Source organism: Marinobacter sp. es.048 (assembly GCF_900188435.1).
Classification (GTDB): Bacteria; Pseudomonadota; Gammaproteobacteria; order Pseudomonadales; family Oleiphilaceae; genus Marinobacter.
In genome coordinates this window covers 1,549,677-1,574,006 of the sequence record NZ_FYFA01000001.1, presented here as the reverse complement: position 1 = coordinate 1,574,006, position 24,330 = coordinate 1,549,677, and the positions used below count along the sequence as shown (strand labels likewise).

The following is a 24,330-nucleotide window of genomic DNA, read 5'->3' as shown; positions in this document are numbered from 1 at the left end:
AGGGAGAAAGCGTCAGGCAAATAAAAGGGGGACAGGTCGCAAGACCTGTCCCCCTTTTATTGGTGCAAGGAAAAACCCGGGCGCTTACATGCCCAGGTAGGCTTCCCGCACTTTCTCATTGCTGAGCAGCTCACGTCCGGTCCCTTCAATCACCACCTTGCCAGTCTCCAGCACATAGCCGCGATCCGCCAGCGCCAGTGCCTGAGAAGCATTCTGCTCCACCAGGAATATGGTAATACCCTCTTCCTTGAGCTCTTTGACGATGTTGAAGATCTCTTCAATGATCAACGGCGCCAGCCCCATGCTCGGCTCGTCCAGAAGCAAGAGCCTTGGCTTGGCCATAAGAGCACGACCCATCGCCAGCATCTGCTGCTGACCACCGGATAGCTCGCCAGCCAGATTATGCCGCTTCTGGCGTAAGATCGGGAACTTGGTGTACATGCGCTCCAGATCGTCCATCACCTCGGGCGTTTTACCCCGGGTGTAGGCGCCCAGCAGCAGGTTGTCATGCACACTGAGATCCTTGAACACCTGCCGGCCTTCAGGCACCTGAACAATCCCGTCAGCCACCCGCTGATCGGCACTGATCTTTGACAGATCCTTGCCTTCGAAGGTGATGGCACCGCGGTCTGTAGGCTGAAGACCCGAGATGGTCATCAACAGCGTCGATTTGCCAGCGCCATTGGCGCCTACGAGTGACACGATCTCGCCGCTGTTGATGTGAATGTCCACATCATGCAGAACTTCAATCTGGCCGTAGGACGTCACCAGCCCCTTGATAGACAGCATTTCCTCTTTGGCGTGAGGCGCAGTCACCCGGTCCGCGTGCTTCAGGCCAAGACCGCCGAATTTCTCCGGGGTGTAGCTGACAATCTGGTGCCGCAGCTCCCGGAATTCCTCCCGGACCCGTTCACCGAACAGCGGATCGTTTTCGACATCCCGCGCTTCAATGATCTGCTGCCAGTCTTCCTCGGTCAGGAGTTTGCGGGCCCTTGGAATAACCACACCCTCTTCCTTGCGAATGTGTTTGCGCAAGGCTTCCGTGAAACGCGCCAGGGCGTGACTGAATTCCTCGCGCCCTTTCGGCCAGCCTTCTTCGCACTCAGCCAACAACTGGCGCAACTCCACCAGCTTTTCATGACCGATAACATAGCCCTTGGCCAGCTTTTCCAGCAGAGGCGCTGTCTCAGGAGACTTCTCACCGAGCCGTTTGTAGAGCTCAATGTCAGTGGGCGTGCTATGCACCCGCTGGGAGAAGTGCTGAATGTAATCAAAAATGGTCTTCAGTAGCCTCTCATCCGGGCGCTGATCGTTAAGGTTCATATCACTCAGCAACTGGTCCAGCAGATCCAGAATCCGCCACAGCGCCTGGTGCTCATGAACAATAATCCTTACGGCCTGCTCACTGCGTGACTGGGCAGGCGCCATTTCAGTATTTTGCTCGGTCATGTGAAATGTCTCCTTGCTCAGCCACCCAGATAGGCGGCGATAACATCCGGGTTCTGGCGAATTTCCTCAGGGGTCCCTTCAGCCAGAACACGGCCGTAGTTAAGCACCAGTAACCGGTCGGATATCCCCATCACCAGTTTCATGTCGTGCTCAACCAGCATTACCGTGGTGCCCTGATCCGCAATTTTCCGGATCAGTTCCTCAAGGGCCGCGGTTTCAACCGCGTTCAAACCGGCGGCCGGCTCGTCCAGAAGGATAACCTTGGGTTCGGCGGCCAATGCCCTGGCAATCTCCAGGCGCTTGAGCGCGCCATAGGACATCGCCGACGCTTCGGCATCAAGGTAGTCACCACAGCCCACGTATTCCATCAGCTCGGCAGCGCGCTTCCGGGCCGCAGCTTCGTTGCGACGCAGGGAAGGCAAACGGAACAGGGTGGTAAACAGGCTGCTTTTGAGCTGCAGGTGCCGGCCCAGCATCACGTTTTCGATGGCGGTCATGTTCATGCAGATCTGCATCTGCTGGAACGTGCGGCACATACCCCGCTCTGCCAGATCATTCGGTTCCAGTTTTGCGGTACTCTCACCGTTCAGCATGATCTCGCCTTTGGTCGGCGTATAAAGCCCGGTGATCAGGTTGAACAGCGTTGTCTTGCCGGCGCCATTGGGGCCGATAACAGAATAGACCTGACCGGCTTCAACCGAAAAGCTGACGCCTTCCACCGCATGCACACCACCGAAGGCTTTATCCAGCCCCTTTACTTCGACCAGCGCTGTCATGCCTCACCTCCTGCTTTCTTGCGCATTTTTTTGGACACAAACGCGGTCAGTGTGGGCAATAGGCCCTTGGGCATAAAAATCATGGTGAGCATCAGGATCAGGCCGAACATGACATGCTCCAGCTCCTGGAAATCCGCCAGAACCTGGGGCAAAAGCTTTAGCACCACGGCACCGAGAATCACACCGAAGGTAGAGCCCATGCCACCCAGTACAACCATGGTGATGAAGAGAATAGAGAATTCGAAGCTTGCTACCGCAGGCGTAATGAAGCCCTGGAAGTGGGCGTAAAGACTGCCCATCAGGCTGGCGTAGATCGCCGAGATCACGAACACCAGGCTTTTGTATTTCGCGGTGTTCACACCGACAACACTGGCAGCCACTTCCGAACCGTGAACCGAGCGCAGTGCCCGACCAATCGGCGATTCGATGAGGTTCAAGGCAAACCAGACTGCCACCAGAAGCACCACGCTGGCGAAGATATACCAGGCCTGGAAGCCTTCGATCGTGATACCGAACAGCGAATAGCTACCAAAAGCGCTCAGTTCCCAGCCAAACACCTCGAAGGCCGGCACCGGCATACCGTCTGGCCCGCCCGTCAGTGCACGCTCGTTGTTCAGGATAATGGCAATAATAAAGCCAACGGCCAGGGTCGCCATGGAAAGGTAGTGGCCTTTCAGGCGCAGAATCGGCCGGCCGACAATCCAGGCAATAGCGCCCACAACGATGGCACCCACCACCAGAGCGGGTACCGAAGACCAGCCATAAGTACCGGTAGCTATGCCGGTAAAATAAGCTCCGAGACCGAAGAAGCCGGCATGACCCAAGCTGATCTGGCCGGCAAAGCCTACCAGGAGGTTCAGGCCAACCACTGTAGCGGCAATGATCGCCATCTGCGTAACCAGTTCATAGTGGAACGGGTTGCCCAGAAAGGCGGGAAGAATAATGAGAATAAGGGCGAGGAATACCAGCCCCCGGAGGCGCGACTGCATAAACGTATTCAACATCAGACGCGCTCCACTACCTTGGCCCCAAACAATCCGCGGGGCATGAAGAACAGCACCAGCAGGATCATCGAGAATGCCACGGCATCCTTATAGTCCGATGAAATGTAGCCGGCGGCCATGGCTTCAACGATACCCAGCGACAGACCACCGACAACCGCACCAACACCGCTACCAAGGCCGCCAATAGCAGCCGCCACAAAGCCTTTCAGCCCGAGAATAATGCCGATGTCGTAGGACGTGAACGTGATCGGGGCCACCACAATACCGGCTACAGAGCCCAACAGTGCCGAGACCATAAACGCCAGCATCAGAACCATCTGCGTTCGGATACCTACAAGACGCGCCGCTTCCTTGTTCATGGATGTAGCCAGGATAGCCTTACCAATCAGTGTCCTGGTAAAGAACAGAACCAGGCCGACCACCAGGATCGCGCCAATACCGAGAACCCACAGGCTCTGGCTGTTCAGCACCGCTCCGAAAACTTCAATAGGCTGGTCTGTGCTGAAATTCTGCATCACATGGTATTCCTTACCCCAGACAACCTGGGCAATACCGCGGATAAAGATCGACGCGCCGATAGTTATAATGATCAGGGTAACGACATCCGCCTGCTTGGCAGGTGCAATCGCGAACCGCTGCAGGGCGACGCCAAGAATGCCGGCCAGAATGACAGCCAACACGACCGCCAGGATCATGGGCACGCCCATGGCCGTAAGCGAAACCGTAGCCATGCCTCCAATCATCAAAAACTCGCCCTGGGCGAAGTTGATGACGTGACTGGCGTTATAGATGAGGGTAAAGCCGAGGGCTATCAGGGCGTAAGTCGCACCGATAGTAATCCCGGTGAACAGGTACTGTAAGAATTCTGCGAGCATAGCGGTGGTTCCGGTCGAACATCGGCTGGCGACTTACCCTGAGAAGGGATCATCGCCAGCCGCGAGACAGGTTAAAGGGGTAGTATCAGTCGATCAGTTTCCATTCGCCGTTCTGGACTTCCAGAATGCGGAAGGACTCCGGGTCAAGGCCGTTGTGGTCTTCCGGTGACATGTTGAACACACCGGTCACACCGACATAGCCCTGGATATTTTCCAGCGCGTCACGAACAGCTTCCGGATCGGTAGATCCAGCTTCTTCCATGGCGCGAACTGCCAGCATCAAACCGTCATAGGCGTACGCACCGAATGTGGACACCTTGGAATCCCAACGGGCTTCGTATTCAGCCTTGTAGTTCTGAACCACTTCCTTCTGGGGATCGTCGTCTGGCAGCGAGTCCGGCACCAGCAGCGGAGAGGCAGGCAGGCGAAGGCCTTCTGCGGACGAACCAGCGAGTTCGAGGAAGCTGTCAGACGCAACACCGTGAGACTGATAGAACGGAAGTTCCATGCCCAACTGGGCATAGTTGCGGGTTACGATGGCCGGGCCCTGACCAAAACCGAAGTTCAGTACCGCTTCAACACCACTCGTGTTACGGATATTAGTCAATTGGGCGGTCATGTCTGTATCAGATCCGCTGTAGGTAACATCGGCCACCACTTCCATACCCATGTTCTCTGCTACTTCCAGGGTCTGGGTACGGCCGGAGCTTCCAAAGCCACCTGTGCCTGAGATCAGGCCGAACTTGGTAATGCCACGATCCTTCATGTCGGCCAGAACCCGCTCTGCCGCCATGCGGTCAGTTTGCGGAGTCTTGAAAACCCACTCTTTTACCGGCGTCGTGATAACCACAGCACCGGCGAGCGAAATGAAAGGAACCTTGGCTTGCTGGATCAGCGGAACGGCTGCCATGGTGGCGCCGGTGGTGCTGCCGCCAACGATGATATCGACCTGATCGGAGCGAATCAGCCGGCTGGCAAAGTTACGTGCGGAAGAAGCGTTACCCACGTCGTCGTAGTGAACCAGCTCCAGCTGACGACCAAGGACACCGCCTTCTTCATTGATTTTTTCGACGTACATCTCGAGCGTTTTCAGCTCGGGATCACCAAGGAAGGACGCCGGTCCTGTAACAGACAGGAACGAGCCGATCTTGATGGGTTCAGCTGCCTGGGCACTCATCATCATGAGACCGGCGGCTGCAACGGCTGCGCATTTTCCAGCGCGACGAATCACTGTTTTAAACATTGTTTTTGTTCTCCCGAAGTGTGCAAGGGCTTGAGATTTTGTGTCTTCGCTCCCGGTATAATTCGATACCATTGACGAATATCAAACGAAGTTATTGTATCATAACGCTCGTGTCAACTGATTTCAGGAAGTGCCAACACGGCCTGTTTAGTAAAGCCGACACTGGCACAACACGCCAGCGCGGCTTACAGAAAGACAATCCTTTACCTGACACGTGAGAACCGCATAATACGTACAACGTGTTTCATTGATTCTTATTTGCGAACCCAGGCCATGACTGCAAAAAGCCAGCTAGAATTGCTCGTGAAGAACTTCCAGAAGAAGCGCCCCCTGCGTGCAGGGTCGCTTATCATCACCATCTATGGCGATGCCATTGTGCCCCGCGGTGGCAATGTCTGGCTGGGCAGCCTGATGAAGCTGGTCGAGCCCATGGGTATCAGTCAACGGCTGGTCCGCACCTCTGTGTATCGCCTGGTTCAGGAATCCTGGCTGCAGACCGAGAAAGTGGGCCGCTGCAGTTATTACAGCCTCACGGGCCCGGGACTGCGTCGTTTCGAGCAGGCCTTCCAGCACGTCTACAATCTGGACACGGGTGAATGGAGCGGTAGCTGGTGCCTTGTGTATCTGAACCAGCTGTCTCCGGAACTCCGCCAGAAAGTCCGCGAGGAGCTCAAGTGGCTGAGCTTTGGCAGTATGGCGCCCGGCTTGATGGAACACCCTCGGTTTACCCGCAGTGAGCTTATTCCCATGCTTCAGGAATGGGGCGCCCTGGACGACACCATCGTCATGCAGACCATGCCCATGGAACAGAAGAGCCCGAAAGCTCTGAGGCTGCAGGTCCGGGAAAGCTGGAACCTTGAGGAACTGGGTGGTCGATACAGGCGGTTTCTGAGCCAGTTCCGCCCCCTGTGGCGTGAGCTGCAATCTGAAGACACCCTTAGCGCTGAAGAGTGCCTGATTCTCAGGATCCTGCTGATTCACGAATACCGCAAGATCCTTTTGAGGGATCCGCTGCTGCCGGATGAACTGTTACCCGGTGACTGGGAAGGTCGCAGCGCCAAGCAGCTTTGCCGCAACCTTTACCGGCAGATCTATGCGCGTGCCGAGAAGTGGCTGGACGCGAACCTCGAGAACGCCTCTGGGCCCCTGCCAGGTCCAGGCGAGAAGTTTTACAAGCGCTTTGGCGGTTTGAGAGATACCGCAACCCAGGCGAAATCCAAAACAGAACCGGAAGTATTATAAACGCCGGTCAGTCAGGTGATTGACCGTCAGCGGAAGAGAGCTGCTTTCTGGTTGCCAGGCGCCCCTCACGGCGAATCTGGGCGTTGTTATATCTACGCTGCTGCTCGCACGTCTCCGTAATCACATCCGGTACCTCCACAGGGCTGTCATGCTCGTCCAGTGCAACAAAAGTAAAAAAGGCCGAGAGAATATGCCGGGTATCGCCGGTGTAGCTGTTCTCCGCCTCCACCTTCGCCCCGATCTCCATGGACGAACCCCAGCTTCGGTTCAGCGACAGGCTGAATAACAGCGTATCATTACCCTTCGCCGGCGCCCTGAAATGGATTGAATCCACGGCAGCCGTCACACAGACATGGGCAGAATGTCGTTCTGCTACAACCAGCGCGAGCCGATCGCATTTCGCCATGATCATCCCGCCGAACACCGTATCGTGGGAGTTCATGTCGTTCGGAAACACCTTGTACACGTGCTTCTCAATGGCAGATGCGGAGACGGGCTTTGAAGGCTTGTCAGCCATTAACGATCCTCTTTTTCCGGTGCCGATGAAGCAATAACCTTCCTGACGACATTCGCACTGTGCAAAAACGCCGCCTGCTCCTTCTCATCCAATCGCGGATGCAGGACTCGCTCAATGCCATTACGGCCAACAACCGCAGGCAGGCTCAGGCAAACATCATCCACACCGAGAAAGCCGTCGACGCGAAGACTGACCGGTAGCGTATGCTTCGAATCATTTGCAATGCATTCAATGATCTCTGCCGCCGCCAGGGCAACCGCATAGTTGGTACAGCCCTTGTGCCTCAGAACCTCAAAACCCGCGCGGGACGCTCTCTCGAACAAAGCATACCGGCCGGGCGTAGCGTCGAGTGTTTCGCCGCCAACATCCGCGCAACTCATGGCGGGAAACTGGCTGTCCCCGTGCTCACCCAGAATATAAGCGCGAATATCCTCACTGTGGATGCGAAGCTCTTCTGCCAGTAATTGGCGAAACCTGCTCGAATCCACCAATGTGCCGGTTCCGATCACCTGATTCGGACGAAAACCGCCAAACTCCAGAGCATAATGCACCAGAACGTCCACTGGATTCGACACCATTACGATCTTGCAGTCCGGCGACATCCTTGCCAACTCTGGCATCAGCTCCTTCATCAACTGGACATTGCCCTGCGCAAGTTCCAGACGACTGCTCATGTTTTTCGGCGTCGGAACGGATGCGCAGACTGCAATCACATCCGAGCCAGCAGTATCCGAAATCGTACCCGCAGTAACCTGTGCAGGCGTGTTCACAAACAACTGACCGTGCCGCAGATCAAGCACATCACCCAACACGGACTCTTTGCTTCGGCCAACCAGAACCAGTTCGTTGATTATGTTTTTCAACGTCAGCACGAAAGCCAGCGTTGACCCGACATTGCCCATGCCAATGACTGAAACTTTCATGTGGCCTCCGCAGATTTCCTTTCACTTCCCCTGACCTGAGCTCTACGAGCCAAGTGAAGAACAATAACCCCTAACGCCATCACCACCAGGGTCAGCCAGAGGCCGTTGGTGTAGTTGCCTTCCACATCAGCGAGATAACCAACAACTGCCGGCGCCACCATCTGGGCGATACCATAGCTGAACGTAAGCCGACTCATGGGCCGGGAAGGGTTTTCCGGGAAAACCCGCCCCACCATCGCCAGCATCATGCTGACAATACCGATAAAGCTGGCACCGTAAATCACTGAACTGAGCATCACACTGGCCAGACTGGTATTCACGATCAGCATCAGGATGCTGATCGAGTTCAGAGCGTAAGCCAGATATAGCGCCAGCCACTGTCCCCAGCGACGAGAAAAGACATCCCACAACCAGCAGGCCGGCGTGGCGGCAAGACCTGCTATCAGCCAGACCAGCCAACCCTGCCCCTGAAGCTCGGGCATGGATTCAGCGATCGCGACCAGAAATGTGGCCGTGACCACATAGCCCACACCAGCGCAGAAATACGCCAATTGCAGGATACGTATGAATCGGCTGTGCTCGTCACTACCATCGGTTGTCCCCGTTTTTGGCAAGGCACAGGCGCGGTAATCGGGCATCCAGCGCCAGGCGGGGATCAGCAACGCCAGGGCCACCAGACCATAGATCACCCATTGCTGGTCCCATGTAAACGGATCCTTGATCAGCTCCGCGGTAACAGCGGTCAGAACAATCCCGAGCCCGATGCCGGAAAAGAAAACGCCAAGCTCGGACTTCTGGTTGTTCTTGATCAACCAGCTCATCAGCAGACCCGCGCCAAGTAACATGCCCGCGGAGGTGCTCAGCCCTGAGATGAAACGCAGGATGAACCAAAGCCACACGTTGGTGGTGTACCCCATGAGAACCGTCGAAACCACAGCGACCACCAGCCCGAGCTGGTAAAGCCTGACCTTGAGACCGAGATCGCTGATGCGGGTAATCAGCACTGCACCAGTCAGATAGCCGGCGTAGTTAACCGTCGCCAGCATGCCGACAACGGATTTGCTCAGCCCCAGTGCAGCCACCATCTCCGGGATCATGGGCGTGTAGGAAAACCGGGCAATCCCCACCATGACCACAACAGCAATCACGCTGGCGACCAGCACCTTTATCGTTTCTATTGGCTTCACAGGGTTTCCTTACTTCGGAACGGCTTCAGATCAGGCGCGACCCAGGAACTTGCGCTCCTCCACGTTGATGCGAATGCGATCGCCGGTGGAGATGTGCTCGGGAACCTGAACGACCAATCCCGTGGCAAAACGGGCGGGTTTGGTTCTGGCCGTCGCAGAGCCACCCTTCACAGACGGGTCCGTCTCCTCGATTACCAGTTCAACCGTGGGCGGAAGAGCCAGAGAAACCGGCGAATCCTTCAACAGGATGACCATAACGCCCTGCGTATCTTCGGAAATGAACAACAGCTCGTCGGCAATGGCCTCGCGGTTCAGGCTGTACTGGGTGAAATCCTCGGTATCCATGAACACGTATTCATCGCCATCAGCATAGGAAAAGGTGGCTTCCCGGCGAGTGAGATCGGCCAGGTTGAGCATGTCCGAATCCTTGAAGGTCTCGTCCAGCTTCTGGTTGGTCACCACATCGTACATGCGCATGCGGTAGAGACTGCCGCCGGCCCGGCCCTGGGGCACTGAACGCTCGATGTCCTTAACAAAATACACCCGACCATCGTATTCAACGGCGGAGTTCTTTTTGATTTCACTGGCTCTGGGCATGTCTTCTGTTTCCGTAAAATAATTGGGGTTTTGGGGCTGCTGATATATCACGACTTCGCCCCGGAATCGATAGCTCTTAGTTTACTAGAGCTCTCACATCAGATAGAAAGCGGTCAACCTGTTCATTGGTCGTTGCCCAGGAACACATCAGGCGGGCACTGCCTCCAATAAAGTTATAGAAGCGCCAGCCTTTGGCCCGCAGTGCTGCCTGCAACGGCTCCGGCATCTCCACGAAAACACCGTTGACCTGTCTTGGGTAGCGTAGCTGGATACCGGGAAGGCCTTCCAGCCCCGCGGCAAGACGCTGGCCGCAGGCGTTGGCGTGGCGGGCGTTCTGCAACCACACATCGCCTTCGAGAAGCCCGCACCAGGGTGCAGAAATATAGCGCATCTTGGAGGCCAGCTGACCAGCCTGCTTACAACGCCACTCAAAGTCCTCCGCCAGAGACCGGTTGAAGAACACCACCGCCTCGCCGAGCGCCAGACCGTTCTTGGTACCGGAAAAGCATAAAACATCGACACCGGCCTTCCAGGTAATCTCCGACGGATGCACATCCAGCGCAGCCACCGCATTGGCGAAGCGGGCACCGTCCATATGAATATTGAGCTTGTGGCGATCGGCGACCGACCGGATAACCCTCAGCTCCTCCGGTGTATAGACCGTGCCAACCTCTGTGGCCTGGGTCAGGCTGAGCGCCTTGGGCTTGGGGTAGTGAATATCGGTCCGCTTGGTCACCAGGTGCTCGATGCTCTCCGGTGTCAGCTTGCCGTTCTCGCCCTGCCCCAGGAGCAGTTTGGCACCATTGGAGGCATACTCTGGGCCACCGCATTCGTCCGTTTCTATATGGGCCAGCTCGTGGCAGATCACGCTGTGAAACGACTGACCGATCGATGCCAGGGCCAGCGAGTTGGCAGCGGTGCCATTGAACACGAAGTAAACGTCGCAGTCGGTATCGAACAGCGTTCTCAGACCATCGGCCGCCTTCTGCGTCCAACTGTCCTCGCCGTAGGCCGGCTCATCCATCCGGTTGGCCGCTTCCATGGCTCTCCAGGCCTGCGGGCAAACACCGCTGTAGTTGTCGCTGGCAAACTGTTCGGACTGGGACACAACCGCTCCTGAAAACTCTAAGGAAAGCCTTTTACGTTATAGGAACCGTCAGCCGTTGCCAACTTGCCAATCACCCGGTTACCACCGGGTCGGCGGAATGACGAAGCCCGATCCTTTATACTCGTGCCTCTGACAGCCAGCAGAACAAGGACTCTTCCGCCATGAGGCGCTTCAATATCGCCAGCATTCCTGGCCGGATCATCACCGCCATACTCGCAATTGCCTGCCTGGCCGGTAGCTATTACACCATGACCACCGGTCTGAGCCAGCTCACCGAGGCACGGCAACTGGAACGACTGCCTGAGACGCCCGTTGGCGCTTTGACCACGGGCCCTTATGTGGTTGCAGGCGAAGTCACGGATCAGTTGGGAACGCTCGAAACGCCCTACTCCAAAAAAGAGGCGGTGTACTACCGCTACAAACTCGAGGAGGAATATCGCGACTCCGACGGTGATCTGCGTATCCGCACCCTGGACTCCGGCGCCCGTGGCGGCGACTTCCAGCTCAGGGACCAGACCGGCTCCGTCACTATCGCCCCGGGCAGCGACCTGGAAGCGGTCGAATGGAATCTGGAGCGAACCTATCGCAATCAGTCAGGCCGCAGGATCTACTCAGAGTGGGCGCTGATTCCCGGTCACACGGCGCGGGTAATCGGCCAGTACAGCAGAGAAATCGGGGCAGTTACCTTTTATGGCCTCGAGGACTCCAGCCTGCCGGCCATGGTTTCCCGGAACACGCTGGCCGTGGACAGTGGCGACCGGTTCTTCGAAGCAGCCATCCGCATTTCCATCGCAACGGGCCTGCTGGCTCTCGGTATCGCGCTTTCGCTTCCTTTGATCAGAATTCACCGGTTCTGGGTCTATGTTCTGGTAATGACCATTGCGGTGTCCGGCACGCTCTCAGTGCTCGGCATCAACAAACTCCAACAGGAGTGGTCTGCCATCGCCAATTTGTATGAGGCCCGCTACCAACAGATTTATGAAGCCGGCAATCGCTCGCTGGTGCTTGCCGACGTATCCGCGTTGCAGCAACTTATCCGCCAGAGCACCAGTGGCTGGCTGGATCGCTGGATGTTCCGGAGCCTGGTCCAGAATCGCCTGCCGGTCCCTGAGCTTGACGAGCAGACCGCCAGCATGGCCCGGTCCATCGTGGCCAACCAGCCCGAGGGCCGATACCAGCATGCCTGGACCAGCCGCGGACTCGCAGCAGCCAGCATTATTGCGGCCCTGTTGCTGTTGTGGCTGTCGATCCGGACCGTCAAGTTCAAGCGTCTGATCGAAGCGGTACCCACCAGCAGTACCCAGGGGCTCAGTTTTGGCCTCTCTGAGCTCAAGGCCATGGTGGATGTGGATGACGACCACCCACCTCTTCGGGAGCCTTTGAAAAACGAGAAATGCGTTGCCTTCGACTACAAGGTGGAAGAAAAGCGTGGCTCCGGAAAAAACGAAAAGTGGCGAGTCATTGAGCATCGGGAGGAACGAGCGCCCTTCTGGCTGGAAGACAGCGAGGGAAAGGTTCTGGTCCAGCCAGACGGCGCGAAGATCGAATACCTCCAGCACCATTCAGAGCGCCAGGGCGACAGGCGTTACACCGTGCGCTTCCTCGATACCTTCGTGAACGTTTACTGCCTGGGCTTTGCCGGCCTGGATCGCGATCAGCCGGACCGGCTCACCATCCAGAAGGACGAAGCCTCACCCTTCCTGATCAGTGGTAACGAAGAAGAAGACATTGTGCTGGATCGAGGGGCGCGGGGTTTCGCGGGCATCGCCCTGACACTCGGGTTGTTCCTGTTCTCCACCACCGCACTGTTTGCTGCAGACGGTGGTTTCAGCCCGGACAACCTGATTCTGTCGGCTCTTACGGTACCAATCATCTTGCTCATCTACACCGGAATACTGCACTACAACGACATTGTGTTCCTGAAAAACCGCGTGGACCGGGCAGCCGCCAATATCGACACCATTCTCCAGCAACGCCATGACCTGTGGCCCAACCTGGAAAAAGTGGTAAAGGCGTCTCTGGCCCATGAGAAACAGCTGCTGAAAGCGATTGCACAACTACGCAGCGCGGACCCTGTCGAGATGAGTGCCAAGGGCCAGGCTGACAAGCTTATCCAGTTTGAACAGAAGGTAACCAATGCGCTCCAGGCCCGTATCGAGGGATATCCGGACCTGAAAAACAACGAGGTGATTCAGACGTTCATGTCGATCATGGCAGAGACGGAAAACTACCTTGCGCTCCTAAGAAACAGCTTCACCCAGAGCGCCATGATCTACAACACGCGGATCCAGTCCTTCCCTGACGTGATCCTGGCAAAGCTGTTCCGTTTCCGCGAAGCGCCGCAGTTCAGTTCAAAAATGTGAACTAGCCGTTCAGGCCAAGGTGCTCGGCGTCCTGCTCGATGCAACGATCCAGCAGCGCCAGATAGTCCGCTTTGGCCTTTACCTTGGTTTCACGATGGGCGCGCATGTTCAGGGTTTTGAAGTGGAGGGCGAGTTCGGTAGCCCGTTCAATCAGTTTTTCCTGGGCAACTACTTCATCCAGGAATCCCGCCGCTACGGCTCCTTCCGGGTTGTAGATCTCAGCATTCACGACCGAACGGTAGAAGTGAGCTGGTGCCAGTCGATGGCGGGCAATTTCAATACCGGCGTGGTGCATGGTCATGCCAATGGCCACCTCGTTCAGGCCAAGCTTGAAGGGCCCCTCAATACCAATGCGGTGATCCACTGACAGCAGAATGAACGCGCCCTTGGCAATGGCATGGCCACTACAGGCACCGATGACAGGCAGCGGGAACGCCGCCAGACGCCGTGTAAAGCTGGAGCCCGTTTTTACCAGAGTGGCAGCCTCTTTCGGCCCCTTCTGCATTTCTTTCAGGTCATATCCAGCAGAGAACACACCTGGCTGCCCGGTCAGGATCACAACGGCCTTGTCCTGCTCTGCCCGATCCAGCGCCGCATTGAGCCCCTCGAACACTTCATGGCTCAGGGCGTTAGCCTTGCCATTGCTGATGACAATCGTCGCAACACCGTCTTTCAAGTCATAACTTACCAGCTCAGTCACCTGTTCTACCTCTCTACCGGAGTTAAAGTGAGCGTTTGTTTACTTCGACGGAACTGATTGTGGGTTAGGCTCGCTAGAGATTCAATATCCATTGGTTATGTCGCCAAAACCTGGCCGAAATTTGAGCCAGTCAAGTACCCGGTAAGGTCTCAAAGCGGACAATCCGATTAGATTCCCTCCAACCTTTGTTGTCCCTCTTCTCTCTTGCCAGTCGATTTTAGTTGATCCATAAACCATAAAGTTGAGTATTAAACTATCTCAAGGGTTTTTTATGGCAGATAAAGAGATGGGCGCGGATCGGTCCGGAGCTTGGCGTGCAGTGGTAGAGGCGTATCAGGTGTGCAGCAACCGGTACGGTGCAACGCTTGAGAAATGCGGGCTTACAACGGCTCAGTACGAAGTGATGCTTGTTATTCGTACTCTTGGAGAGCAGGCCACGCCGAAGCGAATCGCTGATCGTTTATTGGTAACGAAAGGCAATATCACCGGCGTTACATCCAGATTGCTTTCTCGTGAACTGATCTCCAAACAGGCTCACGACTCCGATGGAAGATCGATGATTTTTGGACTGACAGATGCCGGTTACCGACTGTTGAGTGATGCCCAAGCGGTCGCTAGTGAATTCGTGAATCAACAGCTCGAACCATTCAGCGATGCAGAAGTGGAGATCGTCGGCAGGTTGATGCGGCGAATGAAAACTCACCTATTAACCATTGATCCTGAAACGGTGGTTCACACCGTCTCAAGCCAACGCTAACCGAGCGGGGATCGTAATGATAGACGCTAAATTCTTGTCAACGCCGCCGGTGAGCCTGCGCGCTCTTGAACTGAGAGCCGCCGCTGACGCAGCCGCTTTGCCCATCTGGATGCTCAAAGTTGCGGCCCGGAAGGTGCCTGATGTCGGGAATGGCCGAAGCGTTTTCGTCTTACCGGGTTTCGGTGCCGGTGATCGGGCCATGGCACCGCTGCGTTATTACCTGCACCGACACGGTTTTAAGCCTGAAGGATGGGGGCTTGGGGTAAACAAGGCCGGACTCGATCTGGATCATGATCCGAAAAACATCTCGTGGGCGTTAACCATTGATCGGGAAATTCGCGGGGAAACAGGGGTTCCCTACTTGTGTGATCTTATGGTTGAGCGGATCAAGGGTTTCTGTCGAGAAAACGGCACGCGGGTTTCATTAATTGGATGGAGTCTCGGCGGAACCATAGCGAGAGAGGTAGCCCGCGATCTCCCCGAGCTGGTTGATCATGTCGTGACCCTCGGCTCGCCAGTCATTGGTGGCCCAAAATACACCGGTGCCGCATCGTATCTCGCCGGCCGAGGCCTTGATCTGGACTGGATTGAGGCCGAGGTTGAGCGCAGGAGCCTGATTCCGCTGAAGCCTCCCATCAGTGCCATTGTCAGCAAAACAGACGGTGTAGTGGATTGGTCTGCGGCGGTCCTTCCAGGTGATCAGAAAACGCGCTACATCACCGAAGACGTTGCCCACCTTGGCATGGGAATCAATCGTAGGGTTATGGAGCTTGTCGTGCGCGAGTTGGCCAGACCAGGTAACCAAGGATGAGGTTTGCAGCACAAGAATCCCGGACATTGTTGCTGGTACCTGGCGCAATGACTGGAAAATGGATCTGGGAAGGCAACTACGCCGACGCGTTTGAGGCGGCGGGTTACAACGTCAGGACAATGAGCTTTCGGGGGCATGATGCAAGCTTTAAAGAGCGCCTGGGCATGCGATTTGAAGACTACGTCGATGACTGCGTATCAGCGATACAGCAATGCCCCGAGGCGCCTCTTGTTCTGGGCCATTCGCTCGGTGGCCTGATTTCACTCCATGCGGCTGCGAGAACCCCAGTAGACTCGATCGCGCTGTTGTCGCCGGCTCCAGTCCAGGGAATCTTAAGAAGTATGGTAACACTCGCCCTATCGTCACCCACATCTTTGGTGAAGTTTGGTGCGGCATTGACCGATGCTCGTGTAACTCGCCTGGGTTCGCCCCCAAACGGCATCTATTCGGAAAGTTGTGATGATACAAAGACAAGTCTGATCACGGAGCAACTGAGATCTGAGTCGATTCCGGTCCTCCTGAGCCTGTTGAATCCACCAAAGCTACCTCCCCTGGCCATCGATAGCAGTCGTATCCTTTTTATCGGTGCAACTGGAGATCGAATCATCCCGCCAGTAGAAGTCGAAAAGTCTGCGAGGATTCTGAACAGCCCCTGCAGAATTTACACCGGACTGTGTCATACCTATCAGGCAGAAAAAGACATAACGCCTGTGATCGAGGATTTGCTGGCATTTTTCGAAGCAGAGGTTTTCAAATCCAGTTTATTGCCTACGGGAGAGGCTCAGTAGGTCGCAAAGCGAACATTCGAGCGGATCGACCAACACCTCCCCCGGAGAAATTCAGCCTTTTTGTAAAAATGTTTGCAGTAACGCGGTTGCCCCCAGGAAGCTGGGTCTCGTTAAATTCCACGGATGCCGGGTTTATACAGAGGTAAGAAGCCACTCCCGAAATTCATTTGCCGATGCTTTTAAGGGCAAATGGGTGTTGTGAACAAGGTAGTCTTTTTTGCCAGATTCGAAAACAAATGATCCCACACGTTTCAGCGTGTTAGATCGAAGATCCTCTTTGACCATGAAGTGCCAGCCCAAAGCAACCCCAAGGCCCCGACGAGCCGCCTCGTATGCAAGAGTGACCTGGTTAAAGTTCAGAGAATTCTCGGCCGGCTGATATTCCACGCCAAAGCTACGGAACCAATCATGCCACCCGATACAGTCCCATTCGGTGGAATCCAGCTCTATAAGCGGCATGTGTACCAGATCCTCAGGTTGCCTAGGCTCTCTGAGGTTCAGCTCTGGGTGGCATACAGGATATACGAACTCGGTGAATAGAGGCTGCGTGTCGAGGAGAGGCCAGTCCCCTTCACCATAGAGGATGCCAAAATCGAATTCCGCCACTTTAGACGCATCAATGGCGTTGTCCGATCGGATGCTGACAGTAATTTCTGGATGTATCCGGTTGAACGCTATTACGCGAGGGAAAAGCCAGTAATGGGCGACAGCGTGAGTCGCGATAACGGTGACAGTATGCGCATCGTGACGCTGGCGAACTTGCTCGATACCCGTTGATAGCTGATGCAGTGCGGGCTGAACTGAGTTGAGCAATTCTTTTCCTGCGTTAGTCAGCTCTACGCCACGAGCATGCCGCATGAAAAGCGGCGCTTTGGTTTGTTCTTCGAGGGTCTTAATCTGCTTGCTGATCGCGCTTTGGCCCAAATTGAGTTCACCAGCGGCGGCCGTAAAACTTCCCAGCCTGGCAACTGACTCGAAGGCAGAAATCGCATGAATAGGTGGAAGCCGTTTCAGTTTATTCATAGATCCAGATGTCTGACTCAAGGGCGGTGTTGAGGGTCATTTTGCGTAAACCTGACGAAGAATAATAGCCATGCCCCACAGGCATGGCTCAAGTCGGATATGTCTCTACTGGAACAATCGTGATTGCCCTAGAGTGCGCTCATCAGAATTGGTGTGCCAAAGGAGAACGTTATGATTCGCTCAGGGGTATTACTAGGCGCTGCAGCAGGCGCGTGCTGGGGATTGGTTTTTCTCAGCCCACTAGTGTTGCAGTCGTTCTCGGCGCTGGAGATCGCCACCGGTCGGTTTCTTGTGTACGGCGGGGTCTCACTATTCCTGCTAGCGCCATCGTTTTTGAGGATCTGGAAACGGCTGTCGCTGTCCGATGTAGGCATTCTTATGGTGCTCGGCGCTTTAGGAAACGTTCTTTTTTTCTCCTTGCTGGCCGGATCAATTCAAGATGTGGGCATTGGCCCCGCATCACTGGTAGTGGGTATGGCCCCGGTTGTTGTCACGTTTTTGGGGCAGTCCGACAAAGACACGCTGCCACTCTCGAACCTTGCTGGGCCACTGCTGTTCATTGTATGCGGAATATTTTTTATCAATGCTGATGCATTGCAGATGTGGGGGGAGCGTTCTCAGCCCATCGGCCAGTCCGTGAGAGGATTGTTGATGGCGTTCGGCGCACTCGCCAGCTGGAGCCTGTTTACCGTTTTGAATGCGAGGGCGTTGAAACGCCGAACTGATGTGTCGAGTGGATTGTGGGCTTATCTGACGGGAGTAAGCGCAGGTCTATGGGCTCTTGGACTTGCAGTAGTACTGTGGGTATGCGGCTCGTCCTCTACCTCCACAAATGCTGTACCAGAGGGAAAAGACTGGCTTTTGTTTTGGGTTGTCAGTTTGGGAATCGGAGTAGGTGGCTCGCTGATTGCCAACATGTTCTGGAACGGTGCATCGCGGCGTTTACCCCTTTCATTGACAGGGCAAGTTTTCGTGTTCGAACCGGTGTTTGCTTTGCTATACGGCTTTATCTACAGCAGTCGGTTGCCACGGCCAATGGAGGCTATCGCGATTACCATGCTGGTGACGGGCGTGTTGTGGGCCATGAAAGAATATGGTCGTAAAGCCTAATATTTTTGATTTAGCGGCAAATGGGCGCAATGCGAGTGTTCGCTTTTGTTTAAAAGCACACATGCTGCCAAAACAAACGGTGAAAATAATCATAACTTGGCCGAAACCGCCAAGATATGGTGTCTAAAACAATTATTGCCACCTGCAAAGTCAGCTTTACCCACAAAAACTGTGGATAACTTTGTGGGAACAGCTCGGATAGGTGCCTTCAGCCCTGCAATGGCAGGGCCTCAGCAATTGTGGCGTTTTAATGACCGGCTAGCGAATAAATGGCCTTATCAGGCTAGCGAATACCCTTGGACTGCAGCCACTGGCTGATCTGCGCCTGATTCATGGCGCCGCTCTGGCGGGCGACTTCCCGGCCATTCTGGAACAGGATCATAGTGGGGATACTGCGAATGCCAAACTGGCTGGCCGGACCCTGGGCCTGCTCGGTATTGAGCTTGGCAAAGCGTACCTTGCCCCGCCAGTCTTTAGCAGCCTGCTCAAACTGGGGCGCCATCATTTTGCAGGGGCCACACCAGCTCGCCCAGAAGTCCACCAATACCGGCACATCACTGCGCCCGGTATGGGCAGCAAAGCTCTGGTCCGTAAGTTCCAGGACCTGATCCGGCCACAACGGCTGTTTGCAGGCGCCGCAATTGCCACCCGCTGACAGTTTATCCGCGGGTACGCGATTTACCTTGTGACAGTGGGGACAAACCAGGTGTCGGATGTCAGTCATAATTGATTACCTTCAGATTGAGTACTGGAATAAATGATCAGGGCAGACGAAAAGAAATCAAGCGGTGCAACTCCATACATCCTGGCGCCATCATGAGCCCCATGTGGGAAGCGATGCCTGGAGAGGACGAGGCGCGCGAAGCTGCGATCACCGAGGTAGAAGCCGGCGTTCCTATCAGCAGGATGGGCAAGCCTGAGGATGTTGCCTATGCGACCTTGTACCTGGCTTCTGACGAATCAAACTACGTAACTGGCATTGAGCTGAACATCGACGGGGGCATACTGGCCGGAAGCGCCTCGGCTCCGGCCAAACGATAAGGTCCCAATTCAGAAATCGGACATCACGTCCTGAAGATCCTGCTTGAGCTCTGCAGGTTCGGTGATCCATACCGTTCTATCGAGGCCGGGAAACACACCCACATCAAGGCCATCCCTGGTTAAGCCTGGAACCCATTTCCGAAAGAAGTCTGGCAGTGAAATACTGCGAGGCGTCAGCTCCTCGCCGCCGTTGGCGTACTCGGCGGCAAACGCCGAAGCCGGCCACACGGGCAGGTATTCCACATCGCCATCGTCCGAGGCGATCTTGAGGAACTGGCTCTCGCCGTTCACCAGAATCCAGATTTCCCGTTCCTCGGCCACCTGGCTCAGGAAGTAGTCGTACCGCTCTTCACCATCCATTTCCATTACTTGATTGAGGTCTTCACCGCTCATGTCAGGTACGCCACTCCAGTCGTTTGCTTTTGGGTATTGGTCGGAGACTAACACGGATTTGCAGGGGACTGGCGACCGGTCTGCCAAAACATTACCACCAGGGCGGCGGAAGCGAGATTGCCGAAGAGCATGAACAGCCAGGCCGGCCATGGCAAGATCGTAAGCGAGCCAGAAAAACAGGATGATCAGCCACCAGCGGCCAGACCAAGACCGGCAACGACAGGGCTGACCCCGCCGATCAAAAACCAGATCAGGTTTGGAAACGCCCAAACCGAGTAATCCGATAGCAGCACCGGTATCCAGAAGATATACGCCCACCCCAGGTAAACCAGGGGGAACGCTAATAACGGTCGCCTGATCAATGGCATTGTCCTCGGTAGGTCATTGTTCCGGGCAGTATCCCCGCAACGCGTTAGCCTTTGTTGACATATATCAAGTGTGCGGCAGGTCAATGGCAACCGAAAGACTTCTCGCTACCCCGCCTCGGTTTACCTGCGTATCATCATGGTGCAGTGGAATCGGCTCACCCCTCAGCCATCCACAACACGGACACCCGAGAATGCCTTCTACAGATCAAAGCACACAACCCGATGCCATTCCCTTTCGGGCGGTAACCCTGTTTCTATTGCTGACCTTTGGCATCGCCTGGGGAATCCTGGCTGCCTTCATCTTTTTTCCGAAATCCATGGTTGGACTGTTCGGCGAAATCACCGGCGAACACCCTCTTTTCTATCTCGCCGTCTGGGCCCCGGCCATCTCGGCGTTTATTGTAATTTTTCGATGGTCCGGGCTGGAAGGATTGCGCCGGCATTTGGGACGCGCCCTGCTGTGGCGCTGCTCATGGCCCTGGTATACGTTCCTGCTTCTTGGTGTCCCCCTGGTGTTCTTTGCGGGGTCATTCTTTAAGGGCAACCTGTCGGAGGCTGCCTTTCCATTCCCGTCTGCATCAGCGTTTCTGGTTGCGCTTTTTTTTATTGCCATTAAAGGCCCTGTTGAGGAGTTCGGCTGGCGAGGCCTGGCTCTTCCCCTTCTGCAACGCAAAATGGCACCGATCTGGGCCGCGCTTGTCATTGGCGTCATCTGGGGCCTTTGGCACACGCCAGCTTTTCTGCTGAGCGGTACCGAGCAGAGCGCCTGGTCATTCCTGCCGTTTTTTACGGGCACCATCGCGCTGAGCGTGATTGTGACGCCTCTGTTCAACGCTTCCCGGGGAAGCATTTTCCTGCCCGCGCTCTTTCATTTTATGCTCATCAACCCCGTCTGGCCCGACGCCCAGCCTTATGACACCTATATTTTTGCGTTGGTGGCCATAATCATCATCTGGTTGAACCGCCAGAGTATGTTTTCCCGCGAATACAGCGTTACCGAAGTCCTCCCAAAACAACCGGGCGCTTGATTTTGACTTACCGCGGCAGAGTATTTTCCGGGCTTGGAATAGCCCTTCTGGCAGTTTTGCCCTGGTTGATCTCCTGCTCGGCCGGCTACCAGAAGGCAACCAACACCTCGCTGGCGACAACATTTTCAAATGCAGTGGAGCGGTTTCAGAGAAGCTATGCATTTCCCGGAATAACAGCCAGTTACGTGCTGCCAGACGGCACCAGCCACTCCGCAGCCGCCGGTTGGGCCGATGTGGAAAATGGCCAACCAATGACCTCAGAATCGAGAATGCTGGCAGCAAGTATCGGTAAGACTTTCGTTGCTGCGACCATGGTGTCGCTCGCGCAGGAACGAGCAATTGACCTGGACGCTCCATTATCAACCTGGTTGGGTCAGAACAACTGGTTCCAACGGCTTCCCAACCATCGGAGCCTGACTATACGTCAGCTGCTAAGCCACACTTCAGGCTTACCGAATCATGTTTACCTGCCTGCCTTTGTCGAAACTGTTTCGGAACGCTGGCCGGAACCCGGAAACCCGTTCACCCCCGAAACACTTGTCCGTTTCGTTCTGGACGCAGAAGCACTGTTTCCACCGGGCGAGCAATGGGCTTACACAGACACCGGGTATATTCTCATCGGACTTGTCATTGAAGCCATCACCGGTCGAACTTATTACGAAGAGGTCAACGACCGATTTCTCGAACCACTGGGGCTGAACGCGACATCAGCATCGAACAAACGCAGGCTTTCGGGCCTTGCTGCCGGGTACGCCGCTGCCGACAATCCCTTTGATTTCCCGGTAAAAACAACAGATGAGAACGGCGTTATGTTTTGGAATCCAGCGCTGGAGTGGACCGGCGGCGGACTCATCAGCACCTCCCGTGACCTGGCAAAATGGGGAGCTGCAATTTTTGGGGGACAAGGAGTGTCAGAGGAGATCCTGAACACAATGCTCCAGTCTGTTCCGATTGGCGACGATATGCCTGGAACCTATTATGGTCTTGGCATCTCCATTTTCCGATCGGGTCCGCTTTCACCTGTTTTCGGTCATGGTGGCTGGATCCCTGGCTACAGCTCAAGTCTCCGTCACTACGCCGAAAGCGGGATTACCATTGCCTTTCAGGTAAATAGTGATCGGATATCTCACCAAAGCCTCTCTGAAATCGAACTATGCCTGGCCCGCGTAGTCATATCGAGTGGTGAAAAGACCGACTGTGTACCCTGAGCACATCGCCCCCTACTAGTCGCTAACCCGGAGCTGAAAAATGAAAAAATACCTCGCCCTCCCGATTTTGTGCATCGCGATGCCTGTCTTCGCGCAACCGGCGCCTCAGAAGGGGTTCAGTGGTGAAGTCTCGCTAAATGCGGGGATCATCTCTTCAACGTCCAACTTTAACGTCGATGGCGATGCGACCATCAGTTCCCTGGAGAACAAGGCAGACAGTGAGTCAGAGGGCCTGATTGCGCCGCTTGGCAACGTTGCCTATACCTTTGGCGAGGCATTGGGTCAGCAGGTCTATTTTGGCACCACACGGGAAGACATTGCCGTCGGGACGCTGGCCGTGCAGCTTGGATATAAACACAAACTCAGCTCCGGCACAGTTGTAGATATTTCCTTTTTGCCGACGGTGATTTCGGGAGAAACCTGGCAAAACCCTTATCAGCTCAACACACCAAGAAAAGAAACGGACGTCTCGGGCAACGCCTATCGCCTGCAACTTAACAGTATTTCCGGCTCCGGTTTCAGTCTCGATCTTGCCTTCGCAACGACGGATGTTGAAGATGACCTGACCGCCGGAACGGATCTGGCTCGCGATGCCGACAGCTACTACGTAAAGGGCAGTTACCGTTTCACCGTCTCGCCGACCAGCTTTGTCTCACCCTCTGCCATTTACATCCAACATGATGCCGATGGCAGTGCCAGCAGTTTTGACGCCTATGGCGCGGAGGTGAGCTGGTTCAACATTCTGGGCAGGCACAGCCTGGTACTGACCGCAGGTTTCACAAAGCGGGATTATGACAGCGCCAGCGCGCTGTTCAACAGAAAGCGTTCGGATGATGAGCTCAGCCTGTTTGCAGCCTACGAGTACCCGGAATTCATGGGATGGAAGGATTGGTCGTTTATTTCTTTTGCAGGTTATGGCAACACACAATCCAACCTGACCTTTTTTGATGAATCCTCATACCTGTTTGCGGTTGGTCTGAACTACAAGTTCTGATCGCCAATGATAGCAACAGGCTGATAAGCCGGAGAGTCACGCTTTGGCAAGACGAAACAGGGCTTCGGGCCAGATCCGTTTGACCCAGAGCGCAGCCATTTCCTTACCCTTTCCGACCGGGATCTCCCGTTTCTTGGCTTTGAGGGCTTTGAATACCACTTCGGCGCATTCGGTTACATCCATGCCGCCAGCAATATCGTCGTCCTCTTTGCCGTAGGCTGAACCATCGCCGGAGAGGGCATTTCGGGAAATATCGGTACGAATGAAACCGGGCGTTATTGTTGAGACGCACACGCCCTGGCCTTCAACTTCGGCGCGCAATGCATCGAAGAAACCCATTACCGCATGCTTGGCAGCACAGTAACCCGTTCGCATGGGAGCACCAACCTTGCCGGCGACACTTGAAGTCACCGCAAGGTGCCCGTCACCACGCTCAAGCATGTGGGGCAATACTGCTTTGGTCAGCGCAATCTGGCCCATAACATCGACATCCATCAGTTTCTGGTAAACCGACATATCCGTGTCCTTGCACAGAGAGCGCTGTGAAACACCCGCGTTGTTCACCAAAAGGTCGATAGAACCAAAGGTATCAAGCACCGTTTGAACTTTACCGGGCAATGAATCCCAGTCGGTAACATCTAGCGGCAGCACCAGCACATGATCCGTTGCCACTCCTGCCTCCCGGCAACGCTCGGCAACACGTTCCAACTCAGCTTCCCGACGAGCGGAAAGAACCAGGCGAGCGCCATCCTGTGCAAACTGCAAGGCAAGTGCCTCGCCGATACCAGAGGAAGCACCGGTTATCCAGACGGTTTGGGGAGACAT

The 24,330-nt window shown here is 55.3% G+C and carries 26 protein-coding genes and 1 pseudogene; 10 read left to right on the top strand and 17 right to left on the bottom strand.

Annotated elements, in window-relative coordinates:
* Window positions 1-84: 84 nt before the first annotated feature.
* The 6 genes and pseudogenes from CFT65_RS19225 to CFT65_RS07280 all read right to left on the bottom strand — a co-directional run bounded on the left by CFT65_RS19225 (window position 85) and on the right by CFT65_RS07280 (window position 5,347).
* Entirely contained in the window at window positions 85-789 is a 705-nt protein-coding gene (locus CFT65_RS19225; protein WP_064228284.1) for an ABC transporter ATP-binding protein, read from the bottom strand.
* Window positions 790-999: 210 nt separating this feature from the next.
* A pseudogene (locus CFT65_RS19220) lies at window positions 1,000-1,428 on the bottom strand (hemerythrin domain-containing protein); the annotation flags it as partial.
* Between the two features lie 38 nt (window positions 1,429-1,466).
* Complete coding sequence (locus CFT65_RS07295; protein WP_088827355.1) at window positions 1,467-2,225, bottom strand: ABC transporter ATP-binding protein; 759 nt, start codon at window positions 2,223-2,225, stop codon at window positions 1,467-1,469.
* Entirely contained in the window at window positions 2,222-3,229 is a 1,008-nt protein-coding gene (locus CFT65_RS07290) for a branched-chain amino acid ABC transporter permease (RefSeq protein ID WP_088827353.1), read from the bottom strand. The genes CFT65_RS07295 and CFT65_RS07290 overlap by 4 nt, the downstream gene beginning before the upstream one ends.
* Window positions 3,229-4,104, bottom strand: coding sequence for a branched-chain amino acid ABC transporter permease (locus CFT65_RS07285; RefSeq protein ID WP_088827351.1), 876 nt, complete (start codon window positions 4,102-4,104; stop codon window positions 3,229-3,231). Before CFT65_RS07285 ends, CFT65_RS07290 begins: the two co-directional genes overlap by 1 nt.
* Before the next feature lie 85 nt (window positions 4,105-4,189).
* On the bottom strand, window positions 4,190-5,347 hold the full coding sequence (locus CFT65_RS07280) for an ABC transporter substrate-binding protein (protein ID WP_088827349.1): 1,158 nt from the start codon (window positions 5,345-5,347) through the stop codon (window positions 4,190-4,192).
* Window positions 5,348-5,620: 273 nt separating this feature from the next.
* On the opposite strand from CFT65_RS07280, the gene paaX reads away from it, so the two are divergent.
* The gene (gene paaX / locus CFT65_RS07275; protein ID WP_088827347.1) at window positions 5,621-6,589 is read left to right on the top strand and encodes a phenylacetic acid degradation operon negative regulatory protein PaaX; all 969 of its coding nucleotides are present in this window, start codon (window positions 5,621-5,623) and stop codon (window positions 6,587-6,589) included.
* 7 nt (window positions 6,590-6,596) lie between these two features.
* Here the strand turns inward: paaX and CFT65_RS07270 are convergent, their stop codons facing one another.
* From CFT65_RS07270 to CFT65_RS07250, 5 genes are all read right to left on the bottom strand, one after another.
* Window positions 6,597-7,106 carry an acyl-CoA thioesterase gene (locus CFT65_RS07270; RefSeq protein ID WP_088827345.1) on the bottom strand — a complete coding sequence of 170 codons (510 nt, stop codon included), beginning with the start codon at window positions 7,104-7,106 and terminating at the stop codon, window positions 6,597-6,599.
* On the bottom strand, window positions 7,106-8,029 hold the full coding sequence (locus CFT65_RS07265; protein WP_088827344.1) for a malate dehydrogenase: 924 nt from the start codon (window positions 8,027-8,029) through the stop codon (window positions 7,106-7,108). Before CFT65_RS07265 ends, CFT65_RS07270 begins: the two co-directional genes overlap by 1 nt.
* Complete coding sequence (locus CFT65_RS07260; RefSeq protein ID WP_088827343.1) at window positions 8,026-9,216, bottom strand: YbfB/YjiJ family MFS transporter; 1,191 nt, start codon at window positions 9,214-9,216, stop codon at window positions 8,026-8,028. Before CFT65_RS07260 ends, CFT65_RS07265 begins: the two co-directional genes overlap by 4 nt.
* Window positions 9,217-9,246: 30 nt before the next feature.
* Entirely contained in the window at window positions 9,247-9,813 is a 567-nt protein-coding gene (gene yeiP, locus CFT65_RS07255; RefSeq protein ID WP_062781535.1) for an elongation factor P-like protein YeiP, read from the bottom strand.
* 76 nt (window positions 9,814-9,889) lie between these two features.
* Window positions 9,890-10,921 (bottom strand): threonine aldolase family protein, encoded by a 1,032-nt coding sequence (locus CFT65_RS07250; RefSeq protein WP_088827341.1) that lies wholly within the window; start codon window positions 10,919-10,921, stop codon window positions 9,890-9,892.
* Between the two features lie 161 nt (window positions 10,922-11,082).
* Here CFT65_RS07250 and CFT65_RS07245 point away from each other — a divergent pair, with 161 nt between their 5' ends.
* A complete protein-coding gene (locus tag CFT65_RS07245; RefSeq protein WP_088827339.1) occupies window positions 11,083-13,284 on the top strand; it encodes a LemA family protein in 2,202 nt (733 codons plus the stop codon).
* A gap of 1 nt (window position 13,285) precedes the next feature.
* On the opposite strand, the gene CFT65_RS07240 is transcribed toward CFT65_RS07245, so the two are convergent.
* On the bottom strand, window positions 13,286-13,984 hold the full coding sequence (locus CFT65_RS07240; protein ID WP_088827337.1) for a crotonase/enoyl-CoA hydratase family protein: 699 nt from the start codon (window positions 13,982-13,984) through the stop codon (window positions 13,286-13,288).
* Window positions 13,985-14,255: 271 nt separating this feature from the next.
* Between CFT65_RS07240 and CFT65_RS07235 the strand changes: the two genes are divergently transcribed.
* From CFT65_RS07235 to CFT65_RS07225, 3 genes are read left to right on the top strand one after another with little or no spacing between them, the layout of a single operon-like run.
* Window positions 14,256-14,741: a MarR family winged helix-turn-helix transcriptional regulator gene (locus tag CFT65_RS07235; protein ID WP_088827335.1), complete on the top strand. Its 486-nt coding sequence runs from the start codon at window positions 14,256-14,258 to the stop codon at window positions 14,739-14,741.
* Between the two features lie 16 nt (window positions 14,742-14,757).
* Entirely contained in the window at window positions 14,758-15,552 is a 795-nt protein-coding gene (locus CFT65_RS07230; RefSeq protein ID WP_088827333.1) for a hypothetical protein, read from the top strand.
* Complete coding sequence (locus tag CFT65_RS07225) at window positions 15,549-16,340, top strand: alpha/beta hydrolase (RefSeq protein WP_088827331.1); 792 nt, start codon at window positions 15,549-15,551, stop codon at window positions 16,338-16,340. The genes CFT65_RS07230 and CFT65_RS07225 overlap by 4 nt, the downstream gene beginning before the upstream one ends.
* Window positions 16,341-16,472: 132 nt before the next feature.
* On the opposite strand, the gene CFT65_RS07220 is transcribed toward CFT65_RS07225, so the two are convergent.
* Window positions 16,473-17,363 (bottom strand): LysR substrate-binding domain-containing protein, encoded by an 891-nt coding sequence (locus CFT65_RS07220; RefSeq protein WP_088827329.1) that lies wholly within the window; start codon window positions 17,361-17,363, stop codon window positions 16,473-16,475.
* Window positions 17,364-17,534: 171 nt separating this feature from the next.
* Here CFT65_RS07220 and CFT65_RS07215 point away from each other — a divergent pair, with 171 nt between their 5' ends.
* Complete coding sequence (locus tag CFT65_RS07215) at window positions 17,535-18,473, top strand: DMT family transporter (RefSeq protein WP_088827327.1); 939 nt, start codon at window positions 17,535-17,537, stop codon at window positions 18,471-18,473.
* A 283-nt stretch (window positions 18,474-18,756) separates the two neighbouring features.
* On the opposite strand, the gene trxC is transcribed toward CFT65_RS07215, so the two are convergent.
* Window positions 18,757-19,197: a thioredoxin TrxC gene (gene trxC, locus CFT65_RS07210; RefSeq protein ID WP_088827324.1), complete on the bottom strand. Its 441-nt coding sequence runs from the start codon at window positions 19,195-19,197 to the stop codon at window positions 18,757-18,759.
* Between the two features lie 2 nt (window positions 19,198-19,199).
* On the opposite strand from trxC, the gene CFT65_RS07205 reads away from it, so the two are divergent.
* Window positions 19,200-19,514 carry an SDR family NAD(P)-dependent oxidoreductase gene (locus CFT65_RS07205; RefSeq protein WP_323807562.1) on the top strand — a complete coding sequence of 105 codons (315 nt, stop codon included), beginning with the start codon at window positions 19,200-19,202 and terminating at the stop codon, window positions 19,512-19,514.
* Between the two features lie 9 nt (window positions 19,515-19,523).
* On the opposite strand, the gene CFT65_RS07200 is transcribed toward CFT65_RS07205, so the two are convergent.
* Window positions 19,524-19,907 carry a DUF2750 domain-containing protein gene (locus CFT65_RS07200; RefSeq protein ID WP_088828179.1) on the bottom strand — a complete coding sequence of 128 codons (384 nt, stop codon included), beginning with the start codon at window positions 19,905-19,907 and terminating at the stop codon, window positions 19,524-19,526.
* Between the two features lie 185 nt (window positions 19,908-20,092).
* Window positions 20,093-20,269 carry a hypothetical protein gene (locus tag CFT65_RS19010; RefSeq protein ID WP_172408433.1) on the bottom strand — a complete coding sequence of 59 codons (177 nt, stop codon included), beginning with the start codon at window positions 20,267-20,269 and terminating at the stop codon, window positions 20,093-20,095.
* A 263-nt stretch (window positions 20,270-20,532) separates the two neighbouring features.
* Between CFT65_RS19010 and CFT65_RS07195 the strand changes: the two genes are divergently transcribed.
* The 3 genes from CFT65_RS07195 to CFT65_RS07185 are packed head-to-tail and all read left to right on the top strand — an operon-like array spanning window position 20,533 to window position 23,505.
* The gene (locus CFT65_RS07195) at window positions 20,533-21,303 is read left to right on the top strand and encodes a CPBP family intramembrane glutamic endopeptidase (RefSeq protein WP_216360414.1); all 771 of its coding nucleotides are present in this window, start codon (window positions 20,533-20,535) and stop codon (window positions 21,301-21,303) included.
* Window positions 21,304-21,359: 56 nt separating this feature from the next.
* The gene (locus CFT65_RS07190; RefSeq protein ID WP_216360413.1) at window positions 21,360-22,511 is read left to right on the top strand and encodes a serine hydrolase domain-containing protein; all 1,152 of its coding nucleotides are present in this window, start codon (window positions 21,360-21,362) and stop codon (window positions 22,509-22,511) included.
* 40 nt (window positions 22,512-22,551) lie between these two features.
* Entirely contained in the window at window positions 22,552-23,505 is a 954-nt protein-coding gene (locus CFT65_RS07185) for a DUF2860 domain-containing protein (protein WP_088827319.1), read from the top strand.
* A 36-nt stretch (window positions 23,506-23,541) separates the two neighbouring features.
* Here CFT65_RS07185 and CFT65_RS07180 read toward each other — a convergent pair whose 3' ends face one another.
* Window positions 23,542-24,330 carry an SDR family oxidoreductase gene (locus tag CFT65_RS07180; protein WP_088827317.1) on the bottom strand — a complete coding sequence of 263 codons (789 nt, stop codon included), beginning with the start codon at window positions 24,328-24,330 and terminating at the stop codon, window positions 23,542-23,544.